The sequence below is a fragment of the Ochrobactrum chromiisoli genome (genome assembly GCF_026241335.1).
GTDB lineage: Bacteria > Pseudomonadota > Alphaproteobacteria > Rhizobiales > Rhizobiaceae > Brucella > Brucella chromiisoli.
On the sequence record NZ_JAPHAV010000004.1, the window covers coordinates 54,895 to 71,544 of the forward strand.

Sequence of the window (16,650 nt, forward strand, 5' to 3'; positions counted from 1 at the left end):
GGCTCGATTTAGCTTTGATGCTGGAACACGCTTAGTTGCGTGGCGTCAGCTTCTCATCAATTTGGCGCGACAGTATGGCGGAGAACTCGTCTGCAAAACCTTCAAGGCGTCCGTTGATTTTGCCTGCATCACCCGAGAGCTTGTTATAGGCAATAACCGCAGGGATAGCTGCGAGCAAACCAATGGCCGTTGCAAGCAGCGCTTCCGCAATACCGGGAGCAACAACCGCGAGGCTGGTATTTTTCGAGGCCGCAATCGCCTGAAACGACGTCATAATACCGACAACAGTACCAAACAGCCCCACAAACGGCGCGGCTGAACCGGTCGTAGCCAGAAAGCCGAGACGCGATTCAAGTTTTTCACCTTCGCGGGCAAGCGCCACATCCATTGCCTTGTCGATACGCATTTGAAGCGCTATCGGCGAGCGCGCGCCTTTTTCGAACGATTTCTTCCATTCGCGCATGGCAGCAATAAAGATCGACGCCATTCCCGTGGTGCGGCGCTCATTAAGAGTGCGATAAAGCTCCTCAAGCGATTGCCCCGACCAGAAAGCCTGTTCAAAGCGATCGATGGCGCGACGTGCGCGGCCATAGGACACGATCTTGTCCACGATGATCGCCCACGTCCAGACCGAAGCGAGAATGAGACCAAGCATAACCAGCTTGACCACCCAGCCCGCATGCATAAACAGGCCCCAGAGGGTAATATCGGCGGCTGGGGCCGCAAGCGCAATATTTTCCATCGATCTACCGTCCTCGAATCCAAACGCCCGGCGTCAGAACCGGGCGGCATCACAAATTCTTCTTAAAACGCCCGCTACCGAACGCCCCAACCACCATAAACGGACTTCAAATTAAAATCCTCACAGCGCTTGTCATGGTTAATTTTGGTGAAAGGAAGGCGTTACACACGATCCAACCTCTCAACCGATTCCGTCATCATGATTAATCGGCCATTATGGTTAAAGATCAGTTAGCATTTAATAAGAGGCGATATAGGCCCGTTAATTATTGCAGATCGGCTGAAAATATCAGCCCGCTTTTGTGAAAGCCTCACGCCATTCATCCGGTATGCGACGCGGATGACCCTGCTTGGTAATCATCACTGCTTCAACTTTTGCTTCCGAAAGCAGACGGTCGCCACAGGTAATCTTCTGCGCCATGATCACACGCGCGCCGCGGATTTCATGCACACGGGTTTCAATCAGAATGAGATCATCCATCTTTGCAGGCGATTTGTAATCGATCTCCATGCGACGAACGACCCAGACCATTTCTTCACCCAAGGCGCCTTCAGCAAGTTCGATGTGATGCACATCCTGAAGACGCAGAAAATCAGTGCGGCCGCGCTCATAAAATTCAAGATAGCGGCCATGATACACAAAGCCGGAAAAATCCGTATCCGCATAATAGATACGCGCATAGAGATGATGCACCCCATCCTTTAATGCGCCTGAAACTGATTGTGCTGCTGCCTGATCGATTGTGTGCGTCATTCGTCTTCCATGAAAAGGCCAAACTGCGACTGCTGTGCCACTTCCGCAGGGGCAGCAAGTCCCATATGCTGCCAGGCAAGCGCCGTGAGAACACGCCCGCGCGGCGTGCGCTGCAAAAAGCCCTGCTGAATCATATAGGGTTCGATAATATCTTCAATGGCATCGCGCGGTTCGGATAGTCCGGCCGCAATGGTTTCGATCCCGACTGGTCCGCCGCCAAAATTTCGCGCGATCATATCAAGATAGCGCCGATCCAGCTGATCAAACCCGCGATTATCGACCTCAAGCCGCGAAAGCGCTTCATCGGCGATCTTGCGATCAATGACATCGGCACCGGCAACCAGCGCGAAATCACGAACACGCCGCAACAAACGGCCCGCAATACGCGGTGTGCCGCGCGAACGGCGTGCCACTTCCAGCGCGCCATCGGGCGAAATACCCATCTGCATGATGCGCGCACCGCGCCGCACAATATATTCGAGTTCTTCAACCGTATAGAAATTCAGCCTGACAGGAATACCAAAGCGATCGCGCAAAGGCGTCGTCAAAAGCCCCAGACGCGTTGTCGCTGCAACCAGCGTGAATTTCGCAAGATCGATCTTCACCGAACGCGCTGCCGGACCTTCACCAATAATGAGATCAAGCTGAAAATCTTCCATTGCCGGATAGAGAATTTCTTCAACAGCCGGGCTGAGACGGTGAATTTCGTCGATAAACAGCACATCACGATCTTCGAGATTGGTCAGAAGCGCTGCAAGATCACCAGCCTTGGCAATCACCGGACCAGAGGTCGAGCGGAAATTGACGCCCAGTTCTTTGGCCATAATCTGCGCGAGCGTGGTTTTTCCCAGTCCCGGAGGACCGACGAAAAGCACGTGATCGAGTGCTTCGCCGCGCACTTTGGCGGCTTCAATAAAGACTTTGAGATTGGCGCGCGCTTGCGCCTGCCCCACAAAATCATCCAGCGTTTGCGGGCGCAAAGTTGTATCGGCATCTTCGCCGCGCAGATCAGCATCGATAAGGGGATTGCGGTCGCTCATGCCATCCCTCTCGCATGAACATTCAGCGCACACAAGTAGCTCACCGCGACAACTCCTTCAGACCGAGGCGAATAAGTTTGGCCGAATCGGCATCCTGACCGGCTTCTTTTAGCGCCGCAGCCACAGCATTGGCCGCCTGATCACGGGAATAACCGAGATTGGATAGCGCCGAGACAGCATCGCTGACCGGCGCCGAGGCAACACCTGAGCCAAGTTCCTGTTTGAGACCGATTGTTCCGCTGGCTTCCCCTGCAAAGGCCGGTGCTTTGTTCTTCAGCTCGGTGACAATCCGCTCGGCTACTTTTTTGCCAACGCCCGGCGCACGCGAAACCATGGCAATGTCTCTCAAAGCAATCGCATTGGCAAGTTCGGAAGGGGTCAGTGTTCCAAGCACAGCAAGCGCCACCTTCGCACCCACGCCCTGCACATTCTGCAACAGACGGAACCATTCGCGCTCAAGCTGCGACCCGAAACCATAAAGGCGGATCATGTCCTCACGTACATAAGTCTCGATCAAGAGAACCGCAGCTTCCCCTACCCCGCCAAGGTTACCAAGCGTGCGCGCCGAACAAAAAGCGACATAGCCAACGCCATGCACGTCGATAACCGCATGATCATCTGCAATTTCATCGATCACACCCTTGAGCTTGCCGATCATTGGATACCTACCCCGCTATAAGCGCATCGCGAAAAATGTAGAACGGTCTTCGCAATAAGATGCGCGTTAACTCAAAAGCGCCTGCATTCTGCGAGCGCTGACAATGCTCTGACGATGATGCGCATGGCAAATGGCAATGGCAAGCGCATCGGCAGCGTCACTCGTATCGAACGTTGCGCGCGGCATCAGAACTTTCACCATCATATGGATTTGCTGCTTTTCGCCATGGCCAACGCCAATGACCGCCTTCTTGACGGCATTGGGCGCATATTCTGCCACCGGCAGTCCCGCCTGCGCAGGGGCCAGAAGTGCAATACCGCGTGCCTGCCCGAGCTTAAGCGTGGCAGTTGCATCCTTATTGACGAATGTATGCTCAACCGCCGCTTCATGCGGGACAAAGTCATGCAGGACTTTGGACAGCCCTTCATGAAGCTGACAAAGCCGTGAAGCGAGATCCAGCTCGGCATTCGACGTCACGGTGCCGGAACCGATAAAATGCAGGGAATTGCCAAGCGATTCGACGACGCCCCAGCCGGTACGGCGAAGCCCCGGATCAATACCAATGATGCGAATCGTTTCTTTCATAAGTGAACCCTATCCTCAGACAGGTTCACTTGACAGCACAAAAGTGAACAAAAGAGAAACATACGCAAGCCAACAGGCCACCTCTCATATCCAAAAAAAATGGACACACTATATTTTGACCAATTTATTGGGCATTACAAATTTAGATTAATATTATAAATTACTTATGCAACTTATCTTTGAAGCTAATAAATATTAGGAGAATAATTATGAATTTCTCTAAATTTTTTAGATTTATATCGGCAAAACAACATCAAGACTCTGTTGATTATATAGATGCAAAAAAAGCAACAAAAGGCGGCGGTGGATTTAGGTCTGAATCACCTCAGCTTTGGGATGATGGATTGAGTCAGTGAATGAATGATTAGGCAGACATGAGTGAGAATTCATGTCTGTCGAATTTTCAAGATAAATCTGGTGATGCGGTGCTCTCTATTTCAAACGACGATGCATTCGTATCGTCTGGTTTTTTTAAATATTTAAAGCATAAAGATTCTTCATCCTCTTGTGAAGAAAATCTATTCCTTTATTCTTTCTCCCCCATATTAAATGAAATGGTTCTTTATGGGCACCGCGGAGAATTCCACATCAAGCCAACCGGAGGAGAAGTTAATGTCGAGAGACCACTCTGGTGCGCGCATGATATATTCTTTTTCTATAATAAAAATCAGTGGCTAATCTCGGATGATATGACCGCGATGTCAGCTATGCAGGCCAAGCTCAAATCGAATCCTGGCTTCATCGCGAACTATCTATCATCAACTGAGTTTGCCACAGATCAAACGCCCTTTACCGGAATAGGCTGTGTTATGCCCGGAACCACAGCCATTCTTCATTCAAACGGGCAAATAACGTATAAACTCATCTGCGGTGAGACGTCTCAACTTGATAGCAATGAAATCCCTGAAACTCTCATTGAGCACATCAACAGCGCTGGCGGGCCAAACAGACCGTTCATTCTGGAACTGTCAGGAGGTCTTGATTCTTCAGGTGTTTTCTACGCTGCCCTGACACAGCCACGAACGGCTGAACAACTATATCCGGTTACCTATTACGACCCCAATATATCGAATTCTTCCGATGTGGTTGCCGCTCAGGCGCTTTGCGGCAAGCATGGCGTTAATCTTCACCTGATACCAATCCGTTCGGACGGCATATTCACCGATCTGTTCACCGGACCTGCTTACAAACCAAAGCGCCCATCTCTATGGCTGCTTCATTCGGCTTCGCAACGAGACCTGATCGATTATGCTCAGTCTTTGCCGACTGACTGCATGATTTTAAACGGGCACGGTGGCGACCACATATTTCTGGCAAATCCTGTGGCAAGTGCCGTCATTGATCATCTTTGGAAGAAACACCCCAATATTACCAAAGCTTTTGAAACGGCGCGCAAACTTACCGTTTTGAACCAAAAATCATGGTTGCGGCTTGCTCGTGAGAGCTTATCAGACTGCCAGGCACGGCTGTATTTCCATATCTACGGCGCGGCCAATATTGGTTCCTCTCAAGATAAAAAAGCAATATTCAATAGCGAACTGTATAGAATTGCGTTTAATGAGCAAAAACGCGTTAACAGCATTTTCCAAAATCAATCCGTATCGAGTGATTGGATACGGCATCGCCGATCACTCATGGCAGCGGTCCATCATGGCGCGGCAGACCGTCTAACAGACATCCGATACCAGACTGTCTATCCATACCTTAATGAAACGCTGATCCGTTGGGCGGAAAACAGGTCGGACAGCTCAACCTTTTCTTATGAACTCAATAGATTGCCGCAAAGAGAAAGCTTCCACCGTCGTTTCGGCGCCACGAGTTTCATGCGTAAGGGAAAAGGAGATATCAGCGGTATTGTCCAGCGTATGATCCGTGCGGAAAGTGAACACATCGTTGAGTTGATACTCAATGGCGAAGCAGCCAAATGTGGCTTTATCAATAAAGCGAATGTGCTTGACGATATTCGCAGATGCCAATTGGGCGGCGAATTCATTTCGCCGTCAACGCTGCTGCTTTTGTCGCTCGAACTTTATTACAAATGCTGGAAAAGCGAAATGTAATGGGCATCACATTCAGGGATTATTACCATCCATGCTTCACAAGAGACGGCGGTGTCATTTTTGACAGTAAGAATGACCAATATATACTGCTCTCGGATGAGGAAACGACAATCATTCAGGCTGCGCTATTGAATCCTGAATTCAATGATGCATTGTCACCCAAACTTGAAACACTGATTGCGCCGTCAGTGACCGGTGAAAGAGAGCCTGTCGCCTCTCAGATAGCCAGAGGCATGAATGATTATTCATGGCGCTACCTGCCAGAAAACCCAACCGCCTATGTCTCGGGACGCGCCAAACCTCGTTTGATTCTATGGGTTTATTTGATCCAGATCCTGATAAAGCGACGCGGAATTGTTGGAGCGGTAAATTTTATCACGCGCCACAGGTGGTTGTTCCGAAAATGGCTTCCTATTCTGGATATAAACGCGTTTTCCGACGACATAATGGTGGCGTCTCGACTTTCGCCATTCCGCTTTGAATGTCTTGAATTTGCAATCGCAGTGCGATGCTATGCACTGGTGCGGTCTATAGCAAATACCCGATTGTATCTTGGCATACAGCGTTTCCCGTTCGTCGCACATGCCTGGGTTGAGCATAACGAAAAACCAATCGGCGACGATCAAAACCTTCGCAATCGCGCCGCTGTCATTTTCCAGATTTAGAGAGACCTTTGTGCGCCCAACACGGTCTCGGCGCTCTCAAGTACGACGCGGAAAGGCGGGTTCCCGCTACGTTTCAAGAACGACATGCGTGAGAACAAGAAGATAGAGCGAGCCTATTGGGCACGATTAAGCGCGGCACGCTCTAAGATGCGCCGAAAGCCGTCTTCAGCAAAACGATTTGATCCGATACGGGATTGCCATGGGGTGCGCTTTGCAATGAAACAACTTCACCGTAAACATTGCGGTCCATGCGGCGCACACGCGCCTGAAGGCGCATTGAGCGTTCGATGAGTTCAATGAAGGCGAACGGCAATTCGTTCCAGCCCGGCGCAATATCACCGGCAGACGGCGTATCAAGACGCACCTTTGCCTTTTCGGCTTCGACCTGTTTGCGGGACATTTCGCCATTGCGCGCGGCACGCTGCAACAAGAGCCACGAAGCCACCTGCATGAGCCGTGTGGTCAGGCGCATCGATTCGGCTGCATAAAGGGTTGCAGCAACGCGCGAAAGACTGCGCGCTTCTTCACGGCCCTCCCCGTCGAGATAGCTCGCGGCTTCCTCAACCATATCCATGCCTTCACTGTAAATCGGCTTAAAGGAATCCGAGAAAACCATGCGCTCGGCGAGGCTGATCATATTACCCGGCATCTGTCCCTGTTCGCTAATCACTGCTCTGCCACCTTACATGAACGCGTTCACGTCCATTTTGTTGCTCGCATACCGCCAAGGTATGCAAATGAATTATTTGAACTGCTGTTCGACCATGGGGAGAGCGAAGACGGAACAGGCAGTTTTCATGAGTCCACGATAAACTGCACCTTCATGCACCGTCGCGCAAGAATATGTTTAACGAAAGGTTAAAAATTTGGGGAGGATTTTCAGGAATGGTAAATGGCTGCGGCTGCAAACTGGCAAAAAGGCATAAAAAAAGAGCCGCAAAGGCGGCTCTCAGGAGTTTAACAGGGAGGCGTCAAACAGAGTGGCTAAACCACTCGGTAAGAATCCAGCCGAACTGGATATGAACTATTTAACGGTATTAAGATTAATGAATGGTTAACATCGTGTGTTTCAGGCCCGACAGACATAAAAGCCGCCCGGAGGCGGCTTTTAAAATCCGTATTTTTAAGCCTGCTGCAATGCGGGCTTGGGGCTTGAAACAACCGGAGCCTTTGCACCCTCGGCAGAAACTGGCTTAAGTGCAGGCTTCTTGCCCCAGCCAATGGTCGGCAGCCATTCAAGATAATAAGCCAAAGCGAACTGCATCACGACACCGGTTGCAATCAGCAACGTGTCATATGGAAAGCCGCCCGGATTAACGAGCTTCATTACCTGTGCAACCATCGCCAAAAGAGTCCCGGCAATAAACACAGGCAGCGAATGCTTGCCCAGAATGGCCAGCGGGTTTTGTGGTGACGTACGCGCAATGCTGTTAAGCGTCGGCACAACCGCGATCAGATAGGCCATCGCCAGCACATGCAAAAGACGGGGCGCCGAAAGGAACGTCTTGTCGAAACCGGTCAGCACCGCAGGCATGCCCATTGAGGCATCAATACCCCAAAGCGGAAGACGAACCCATGCAAGCGACAGCACCAGATAGCCAACAGCAGCTGCAATCAATGCAGGATGTGCCGGAATTTTATCGCCGCGACGCACATACATGACGCCGGCAATACCGATGGCAAACAGAAACTGCCACGATAGTGGATTGAGGAACCAGACACCCGGCGTTGGATAATTCACTGGCGCGACATGATAAAGACCCGACAGCAACCACACCATGCCCGACACACCAAGCATCAGCGACAGGCTGATACGCGCAAGCAGCAGCAGCAGCGGCGTCAGCAGAAGCACGACCGCATACATCGACAAAATGTTGTTATAGCCAAGCTGATGGCCGAGTGTGACAAGGCCAAGAAGCGCCTCGACCGGCTGTTTGACCAGCGGTCCGATATTGATCTGTGTGAGAAGCTCACGATGCTTGAGGAAAATGGCAGCGGAAGCAAAAATACCCACCGTCGCAAGCGTGGTCATAATATGCGCTGTATAAAGAACACAGGCACGGCGCCACATTTTCAGTGTCAGAACCAGACGGTTGCCCGGTGCAAACTTGGAACCATAGGCCAATGCAACGGCCATACCTGAAATCAGAACAAAAGCTTCGGCAGAATCAGAAAAGCCAAGATTCTTATGCGTGAAGTGCTCATAAATCGTACCGGGCACATGATTGATGAAAATGGTAAGCAGAGCCAAAGCACGAAACACATCAATGCGTGTATCGCGGACTTTTGGCACTATTTTCGCCGTTTCATTCGTCATTTCGTCTGCCTGCTGTTTGTTTTCTGTCTGCAATAGCGCAACACTCATTGCCGCCTATATAGCTGTTAATTCGGGCAGAACCCGGTTGGTTCCAATCAACTTTCGTTCCAGTGGATAACATTATGCCAGCACCCGGACAGCGCATGTCGGACAAGGCTGAGTCCGCCTAAAGGGGCTGTTCAACGAACGCCTCTTACTTTATGCCCGAATTCCATCAACATTTTTCGCTAGGTTTGGTTTATGAACGCGCCAACTGCAAAACAAAACAATGAACGCTGCCGCCTTTTGCTGGTTGCACCACCCATGGCCAATGGGGATGCACTGGCGAAACTCCTGACCGCAGCGCTTTCAGGCGGCGATGTGGCAAGTGTGATCCTTGATGGCAGCGATCTTGATGAAGCAACATTTCAGGCATCCGCTGCAAAAGCGGTTCCTGTGATTCAGGCCAAAGCTGCCGCAGCCATCATTCTCAATGATACGCGCATCGCAGGCCGTGTGGGTGCGGACGGCATTCATATTGAAGGCAAGGCGGCGGAACTTGCCGAAGCCATTGAGAAGCACACACCTAAATTCATTATTGGCACTGGCAATCTGCGTGATCGCCATAGCGCCATGGAAATTGGTGAGTTGCAGCCCGATTATGTTTTCTTTGGCAAAATTGGTGCGGATAACAAGCCCGATGCCCATCCCCGCAATCTGTCATTGGCTGAATGGTGGTCGGAGATGGTCGAAATCCCAAGCATCGCCCAGGCAGGCAACACGGTTGAAAGTGTCATCCCCGCATCTAAAACCGGCGCTGATTTTGTTGCCCTTGGCCGTGCTGTCTTTGAGGCGGAAGACCCGGCAGAGGTCGTAGCACATGCCAATCGGCTTCTGGATGAACACGCTCCACGTTTCGATAAATAACGTTCAAGGTTTGCACGCCCCATGAAGAGCAGAATTCTTCTCGCCACGGCTTTGATCTTTGCTGCATCCACTCCAGCCGTCATGGCTGCAAGCGCTGCAGACAAACCCGCAGGCGCGCAAGCAAAACACGACAGCAAAAGCGACAAACCGGCTGAGAAGCCCAAAATGTTGCCGCAACCGTCAACAACAGCACATTTGCCAGCCATCGATCCACGCCGGTTTGGGGACAAGCCGGTTGATGAAGCATTTGGTGCCTATCAGCGCGGCCTCTATCTGACGGCTTTCAATCTTGCCCTGCCACAAGCTGAGGAAGGCGATCCAGCATCCCAAACCCTGGTTGCCGAAATCTATGCCCGTGGTCTTGGCGTGCCAGCCGATCAGACAAAGGCGGCTGAATGGTATGCGAAAGCCGCCGAAAAAGGCGTCAACGAAGCACAGTTTCGCTATGCAGCCCTGCTTTTACAGGGCAGATATATTCACAAAGATACGGCCAAGGCCACCAAGCTGATGCATGAGGCAGCTGAAGGCGGCAATGCAATGGCACAGTTTAATTACGGCCAGCTTGTCATCATGAAGACGCCCGGACCAAAGGGATTGGATGAAGCTTTCCCGTGGTTTGAAAAAGCTGCAACAGCAAAATTGCCGGATGCTGAGTATGCGCTCAGTCAGATCTACGCCAACGGCACTGACAAAATCGCTCATGACGATAAGAAGGCTCGCGACTATCTGTTGCTTTCGGCGCGCAAAGGCTATGACACAGCGCAATATGATCTTGCGCGCTGGCTTATTGAAGGGCGTGGCGGCGATCGCAATTACGAACAAGGCTTTGGCTGGATGCAGATTGCCGCCCAGCGTGGCACAGTGATGGCGCAGGCATGGCTTGCCCGGCTCTATCGCGATGGTATCGGCACAGATGGCGATCTGGTCAAGGCTGCGGCATGGTACATCGTCGCGCAACGGGCCGGTTATCGCTCACCCGACCTCAACGATATGATGGATGGACTCGCCGACGAACAGCTTAAAGAGGCTGTTCAAACAGCAAACAGTCTGCGCGTGCGGTAAATTCCGGGTAGTTTTTTGGGTGTCTGATCCGCTCATTGACGCCGCAGACTTGCACAAAGCGCCAATTTATGGTCTTGGAGAGCCCGATTATCGTGGTTCGAGTTAAAGATGGACGCAATCCCCGAAAAGATGCGGGAGATTGCCTTTCTGTCGTGATGCGCCGGGCCGCAACAGTTTTCACATTTATTCCCGGATTAAACTCATGAAGATCAATGGTAACGAAATCCGCCCCGGCAACGTCATTGAGCATGATGGCGGCCTGTGGGTTGCGGTCAAGACCAATGCGGTCAAGCCAGGCAAAGGCGGCGCATACAATCAGGTCGAACTGAAAAACCTCATCACCGGCACCAAGCTCAACGAACGTTTCCGTGCAGCAGAAACCGTTGAACGGGTTCGTTTGGAACAGAAGGACTTCTCGTTCCTCTACGAACAGGGCGAAGCGCTGATTTTCATGGATACCGAATCCTACGAGCAGCTCGAACTCCTCAAGGATTTCGTCGGCGACCGCGCAGCCTTCCTTCAGGACGGCATGATGGTTACGGTTGAACTTTACGAAGAAAAGCCAATCGGCATTCGTCTTCCGGAACAGGTAACTTTGGCAATCGTCGAAGCTGACCCGGTCGTCAAAGGCCAGACCGCTGCTTCTTCCTATAAGCCAGCAGTGCTTGAAAACGGTATCCGCATCCTCGTTCCGCCATTCATTGAATCGGGCGAACGCGTGATCGTTGACACCAGCGAACTGACCTATATCAGCCGCGCATAACGTCTTTTTTCAAAATTGAGCGGCGCCGGCACATGCCCGGCGCCGCAGTCCCCCCTTCTCAAGGGGATGTGACAGTTCTTTCTCAGCTTGCTCAGTTTTGAGTGTCAGTGGTCTGATCGCGTCAGATCGACACTCACAGGTTTATTAACGCGCATATGTATCGAAAACCGGCTCACAGGTTTCGTTATGCGCTCTCAAAGGATGATCAGATGGCCCGTTCAGCCCTCCTCAATGTTATGGTTCAAACCGCCATGAAAGCCGGTCGCGGCCTTGCGCGCGATTTCGGTGAAGTGCAAAATCTTCAGGTTTCACTGAAGGGCCCCGGCGACTATGTCAGTCAGGCGGACCGCAAAGCGGAAAAAATCATCTACACCGAACTGAGCCGCGCCCGCCCGGATTTTGGCTTCCTGATGGAAGAATCGGGCGAAGTTCCTTCCAAGGACGGACAGCATCGCTGGCTGGTCGATCCATTGGATGGAACCACCAACTTCCTGCATGGTATTCCGGTTTTTGCAGTCTCTATCGCTCTCGAGCGTCAGGGACAGATTGTTGCTGGCGTCATTTACAACCCAGCGATGGATGAGCTTTATACCGCTGAACGCGGCGGTGGCGCGTTCCTCAATGATCGCCGTCTGCGCGTTGCAGCGCGCACAAAGCTGGTCGATTGCGTGATCGGCACCGGCATCCCGCATCTGGGTCGCCCCGGCCACGGCCATTATCTGGTCGAACTGCGCAACGTCATGGGTGAAACCGCCGGTATCCGCCGTATGGGTGCGGTTGCTCTCGATCTCGCTTATGTCGCCGCAGGCCGTCTCGACGGCTTCTGGGAAGACGGTATGCACCCGTGGGATCTCGGCGCTGGCATGCTGATGATCCGTGAAGCTGGTGGCTTTGTATCCGATAAAAAGGGAGGTCAGGACATTTTCGGCACCAAGACCATCGTTGCAGGCAATGAAAGCATTCAGAAAGCCCTGCTCAAGACGATCAACAAACCAATCTGATCAGACGTTTCTTTCAACAAAGCGCCCCGGCATGATTGCCGGGGTGCTTTGTTTTGCGCATATTTTTTTCACGCCGGACGATTCCGCTTCACCAAATTATGCAGTAGGCTCCCCCACGACAGATTATCCCTGCGGATATCCACGGAGCGAAACGCATGAGCGATTTGAGACTTTCTCGGGAACGACTGGACGACACGCGGGATTATGATCCCTACCGCCTGAGCAGTCCGAGAATTGTCATTCTGTCCATGGTGATCTTTCTGATCATCGTCGCCTTTCTGGCGGCTGTGCTGATACGACAGATACATACATTCTTCATCACCAATCCCGTCCTTAACGGCCTGATTTTCGGCGTTCTGCTCGTTGGCATCCTGCTCGCCTTCGGACAGGTTCTGCGATTGCTGCCTGAAATTCGCTGGGTCAATTCCTTCCGCGACGGGGATCGCGACGGCGCCACGCGCCCACCGGTTCTCCTTGCACCGATGCGCGCATTGATTGGCCGCAGACAATCAATGGCACTCACCACCAACTCCACCCGCTCCATTCTCGAATCGATTGCCACGCGCCTTGATGAAAGCCGCGATATTTCGCGTTATCTCATCGGCCTTCTGGTCTTTCTGGGCCTGCTCGGTACATTCTGGGGGCTGCTTGGGACGGTCGGCTCGATCGGCCAGACTATCCAATCCCTTGATCCAAGCTCAGGCAGCACCACAGATGTTCTTGATTCGCTCAAAGCCGGATTACAGGCACCACTTTCGGGCATGGGAACGGCCTTCTCATCCTCGCTGTTCGGTCTTTCGGGATCACTGATTCTCGGCTTCCTTGATCTTCAGGCTGGCCGCGCCCAGAATCGTTTTTACACCGAGCTTGAAAACTGGCTGTCATCCGTGACCGATCTTGGCTCTGATCTTGGCATCGATGAGCATCTCGGCGGTATTCGCAATCTTGCCGAACGCGTGCAGAATTTGCAGGGTGGCGAGGCTTCCAGCCAGCGCACATCAGCAGCCCTTGCCAATCTTGCCGAAGGTATTCAGGGTCTGGTCAAGAGCATGCGCAGCGAACAGCAGATGATGCGCGACTGGGTTGAAAAACAGGCAGAAGAGCAAAAGGCCATCCGCGAAACGCTTGACCGTCTTAACAAGACGATAAATGCCAAAACCCCAAGCGAACGTTCGGAGTAAGCACCATGGCTCTTGCCCGTAACCGTCGCCCGCAGCGCCATATTGATTACTGGCCCGGTTTTGTTGATGCGCTCACAACATTGCTGCTGGCCATCATGTTCCTGCTGACGGTCTTCGTGCTCGGGCAATTTCTGCTCAGCCGCGATGTTGATAGCAAAGACAGCGCTTTGGCGCGCCTGAACAGCCAGATACAGGAACTCACGCAACTCCTATCGCTTGAAAAAAGCAATTCGCAGGACCTGCAAGACACGATTGCCAATCTGCAAGCCTCGCTCTCGGGGGCGGAAAGCGAACGCTCTCGCCTGCAAGCCCTGCTCAATGAAGGCAGTGGTGCAGGAGCTGCCGCAGAAAAGCGCGCAGGTGAATTAAGCCAGAGTCTCGACGCGGAAAAACAGGTCAGTGCACAGGCACTTTCTCAGGTGGAATTGCTCAACCAGCAGATTTCAGCACTCCGCCGCCAGATCGCAGCGCTTGAAGATGCGTTGAATGCTTCCGAATCGCGTGATCGTGAATCGACAGCCAAGATCGCCGATCTCGGTCGCCGTCTTAATGTGGCGCTTGCGCAGCGCGTACAGGAACTTAACCGCTACCGCTCCGACTTCTTTGGCCGCCTGCGTGCGATCCTGTCCGACAAGGAAAACATCCGCATTGTCGGCGACCGTTTCGTGTTCCAGTCAGAGGTGCTTTTCCCAACAGGCTCGGCTGATCTCAACCCTGCCGGTCTAGAAGAGATGAAAAAGCTTGCGGCCGCCGTCATCACACTCAATCAGGAAATCCCGGATGACATCAACTGGGTTCTGCGCGTGGACGGTCATACCGATAATGTACCCCTGACAGGCACTGGCCGCTTCCGCGACAATTGGGAACTGTCTTCCGCGCGCGCAACGGCAGTGGTCAAATATCTGATCGCCAATGGCGTGCCAGCCAACCGCCTGGTTGCAGCAGGTTTTGGCGAATATCAGCCACTCGACAATTCCGATACCGCCGATGCCCGTGCGAGAAACCGCCGCATCGAGCTTAAGCTTACTGAGAGATAATGAGTTAAAGGGGCTTGAAGCCCCCTTATTCATTTACCGAAGACGCCTGCGCCTGCTTCAAATTGCAGCTTGGCGAGGCGGGCATAAATGCCACCCTTCTCAACCAGCGTCTGATGCGTGCCTTCTTCGACGATCTGGCCCTTGTCAAGCACCAGAATACGGTCAGCTTTGAGAACTGTTGCCAGACGATGCGCCACGACAAGCGTCGTGCGGTTGTCCATGAGACTGTCGAGCGCCTTCTGCACCAGCATTTCGCTTTCTGCATCCAGCGCCGAAGTGGCTTCATCCAGCAACAGAATAGGCGCGGCACGCAGAATCGCACGCGCAATCGCAATGCGCTGACGCTGGCCGCCTGAAAGTGTCACGCCGCGTTCACCGACTTGCGTATCATAACCCTTGTCCAGCGCCATAATGAAGTCATGCGCAAGCGCCGCTTTGGCTGCGGCTTCAATGTCCGCATCGCTCGCACCGGGCTTACCAAAACCAATATTTTCGCGAATGCTGGTGGCAAAGATCGCCACATCCTGTGGCACCACCGCAATGCGTTCGCGCACCTTCGCAGGATCAGCTTGAGGCAAAGCAACACCATCCATCATCACCGAGCCGCTCTGCGGATCGTAATAACGCATCACCAGCGAGAAGATCGTGCTTTTACCAGCCCCGGATGGGCCGACAATCGCAACTGTCTCTCCCGGCTTTACAGCGAAGCTTAAGCCATGAAGCGAAGGCGCATGAGGCCGTGTCGGATAGGAAAAAGACACATTGTCAAAGCTGATTTCGCCACGCGGCGGTTCAGGCAAAGCAACGGGATTTGCAGGAGCAGAAATGCCGGGATTTTCATCAAGAATTTCTGCAAGACGTTCTGTGGCACCTGCGGCCTGCGCAAGCTCGCCCCCCACTTCTGAAAGCGCACCAAAGGCGCTGGCCGCAAACACCGCATAAAGGACGAACTGCCCCAGCGTGCCCGCGCTCATTGTGCCAGACAGCACATCACGCGAACCGAACCAGAGCACAGCAACCACACTGGAGAAAATCAGAAAAATCGCAAAACCTGTGAGAATGGCCCGCGCCTTGATCGAAGAGCGCGCTGCCTGATAGGCCTTCTCGACCGCATTTGCAAAATGCCGAACCACCATATTTTCGTTGGTAAAAGCTTGCAGTGTGCGCATGGCACCGATCTGTTCGCTGGCATAGGCATTGGCATGCGCCAGCATATCCTGCGTCATGCGTGAACGGCGGCGCACCGAACGACCAAAGGCAATCAGTGGAATCACGATCAGCGGAATCGCGGCGATCACAAGTGCGGACAGCTTGGGGCTGGTGACAACCATCATAATCAGCGCACCGACACCCAGAATCACATTGCGCAGCGCCACAGACGCCGTAGCCCCCACAACAGATTTGATCTGTGTGGTATCGACAGAGAGGCGCGAGACGATCTCGCCGGATTGCGAGCGATCAAAGAATTCCGGCGAAAGGCTGGTTACATGAGAGAAGACGGCATTGCGCAAATCCGCAACCACGCGCTCGCCCAGCGATATGACGAAGAAATAGCGCAGACCCGATGCCAGCGCCAGAACCAGCGCCAGCGCGACCAGCATACCGAAGTAATTATTGACGAAGACGGCATTGGCGCCGGTGAAGCCATGATCAATCATGCGACGCACGGCAACGGGAACGGCAAGCGTTGTGGCAGCTGCAAGGACCAGCGAAAAAAGCGCGCCGACCACAAGAGTCTTGTAGCGTGCAAGAAAGGGAATCATCCGCTTTAACGGCTTCAGCGAACGACGTTTACGTTCTCCCCGCGCGTCTAAATCTGGATTCATGCGAATTTGACTGTCTCTGCTGGCCATTCTTGAGATTGCGCCCTTGTTATTGCC

The 16,650-nt window shown here is 52.7% G+C and carries 17 protein-coding genes; 9 read left to right on the top strand and 8 right to left on the bottom strand.

Going from position 1 to position 16,650, the window contains the following annotated elements:
* Positions 1 to 31 precede the first annotated feature (31 nt).
* The 5 genes from tolQ to ruvC form a co-directional block, all read right to left on the bottom strand.
* Positions 32 to 742, bottom strand: coding sequence for a protein TolQ (gene tolQ, locus OPR82_RS10855; protein WP_265984800.1), 711 nt, complete (start codon positions 740 to 742; stop codon positions 32 to 34).
* Positions 743 to 1,030: 288 nt separating this feature from the next.
* The gene (gene ybgC / locus OPR82_RS10860) at positions 1,031 to 1,495 is read right to left on the bottom strand and encodes a tol-pal system-associated acyl-CoA thioesterase (RefSeq protein WP_265984801.1); all 465 of its coding nucleotides are present in this window, start codon (positions 1,493 to 1,495) and stop codon (positions 1,031 to 1,033) included.
* Entirely contained in the window at positions 1,492 to 2,535 is a 1,044-nt protein-coding gene (ruvB, locus tag OPR82_RS10865; protein WP_265984802.1) for a Holliday junction branch migration DNA helicase RuvB, read from the bottom strand. The genes ybgC and ruvB overlap by 4 nt, the downstream gene beginning before the upstream one ends.
* A gap of 40 nt (positions 2,536 to 2,575) precedes the next feature.
* Positions 2,576 to 3,193, bottom strand: coding sequence for a Holliday junction branch migration protein RuvA (gene ruvA, locus OPR82_RS10870; protein WP_265984803.1), 618 nt, complete (start codon positions 3,191 to 3,193; stop codon positions 2,576 to 2,578).
* A gap of 66 nt (positions 3,194 to 3,259) precedes the next feature.
* Entirely contained in the window at positions 3,260 to 3,778 is a 519-nt protein-coding gene (gene ruvC, locus OPR82_RS10875) for a crossover junction endodeoxyribonuclease RuvC (protein WP_265984804.1), read from the bottom strand.
* A 209-nt stretch (positions 3,779 to 3,987) separates the two neighbouring features.
* Between ruvC and OPR82_RS10880 the strand changes: the two genes are divergently transcribed.
* The 3 genes from OPR82_RS10880 to OPR82_RS10890 are packed head-to-tail and all read left to right on the top strand — an operon-like array spanning position 3,988 to position 6,503.
* Complete coding sequence (locus tag OPR82_RS10880) at positions 3,988 to 4,134, top strand: hypothetical protein (protein ID WP_265984805.1); 147 nt, start codon at positions 3,988 to 3,990, stop codon at positions 4,132 to 4,134.
* A gap of 18 nt (positions 4,135 to 4,152) precedes the next feature.
* Entirely contained in the window at positions 4,153 to 5,838 is a 1,686-nt protein-coding gene (locus tag OPR82_RS10885) for an asparagine synthase-related protein (RefSeq protein ID WP_265984806.1), read from the top strand.
* Positions 5,838 to 6,503, top strand: coding sequence for a lasso peptide biosynthesis B2 protein (locus OPR82_RS10890; protein ID WP_265984807.1), 666 nt, complete (start codon positions 5,838 to 5,840; stop codon positions 6,501 to 6,503). The genes OPR82_RS10885 and OPR82_RS10890 overlap by 1 nt, the downstream gene beginning before the upstream one ends.
* Before the next feature lie 142 nt (positions 6,504 to 6,645).
* Here OPR82_RS10890 and rcdA read toward each other — a convergent pair whose 3' ends face one another.
* Positions 6,646 to 7,152 (bottom strand): protease adaptor protein RcdA, encoded by a 507-nt coding sequence (gene rcdA / locus OPR82_RS10895; RefSeq protein ID WP_265984954.1) that lies wholly within the window; start codon positions 7,150 to 7,152, stop codon positions 6,646 to 6,648.
* Positions 7,153 to 7,626: 474 nt separating this feature from the next.
* Positions 7,627 to 8,820 carry an OpgC family protein gene (locus OPR82_RS10900; RefSeq protein ID WP_265984808.1) on the bottom strand — a complete coding sequence of 398 codons (1,194 nt, stop codon included), beginning with the start codon at positions 8,818 to 8,820 and terminating at the stop codon, positions 7,627 to 7,629.
* A 240-nt stretch (positions 8,821 to 9,060) separates the two neighbouring features.
* On the opposite strand from OPR82_RS10900, the gene OPR82_RS10905 reads away from it, so the two are divergent.
* From OPR82_RS10905 to OPR82_RS10930, 6 genes are all read left to right on the top strand, one after another.
* A complete protein-coding gene (locus OPR82_RS10905) occupies positions 9,061 to 9,726 on the top strand; it encodes a thiamine phosphate synthase (RefSeq protein WP_265984809.1) in 666 nt (221 codons plus the stop codon).
* Positions 9,727 to 9,747: 21 nt separating this feature from the next.
* On the top strand, positions 9,748 to 10,788 hold the full coding sequence (locus OPR82_RS10910) for a tetratricopeptide repeat protein (RefSeq protein WP_265984810.1): 1,041 nt from the start codon (positions 9,748 to 9,750) through the stop codon (positions 10,786 to 10,788).
* 202 nt (positions 10,789 to 10,990) lie between these two features.
* Positions 10,991 to 11,551, top strand: coding sequence for an elongation factor P (gene efp, locus OPR82_RS10915; protein WP_265984811.1), 561 nt, complete (start codon positions 10,991 to 10,993; stop codon positions 11,549 to 11,551).
* 209 nt (positions 11,552 to 11,760) lie between these two features.
* The gene (locus OPR82_RS10920; RefSeq protein WP_265984812.1) at positions 11,761 to 12,552 is read left to right on the top strand and encodes an inositol monophosphatase family protein; all 792 of its coding nucleotides are present in this window, start codon (positions 11,761 to 11,763) and stop codon (positions 12,550 to 12,552) included.
* A 155-nt stretch (positions 12,553 to 12,707) separates the two neighbouring features.
* Positions 12,708 to 13,733, top strand: a complete 1,026-nt coding sequence (locus OPR82_RS10925; protein ID WP_265984813.1) for a flagellar motor protein MotA — start codon at positions 12,708 to 12,710, stop codon at positions 13,731 to 13,733.
* Between the two features lie 5 nt (positions 13,734 to 13,738).
* Positions 13,739 to 14,770 carry a peptidoglycan -binding protein gene (locus OPR82_RS10930; RefSeq protein WP_265984814.1) on the top strand — a complete coding sequence of 344 codons (1,032 nt, stop codon included), beginning with the start codon at positions 13,739 to 13,741 and terminating at the stop codon, positions 14,768 to 14,770.
* A gap of 29 nt (positions 14,771 to 14,799) precedes the next feature.
* Here the strand turns inward: OPR82_RS10930 and OPR82_RS10935 are convergent, their stop codons facing one another.
* Entirely contained in the window at positions 14,800 to 16,623 is a 1,824-nt protein-coding gene (locus tag OPR82_RS10935) for an ABC transporter transmembrane domain-containing protein (RefSeq protein WP_396997393.1), read from the bottom strand.
* Positions 16,624 to 16,650: the final 27 nt, after the last annotated feature.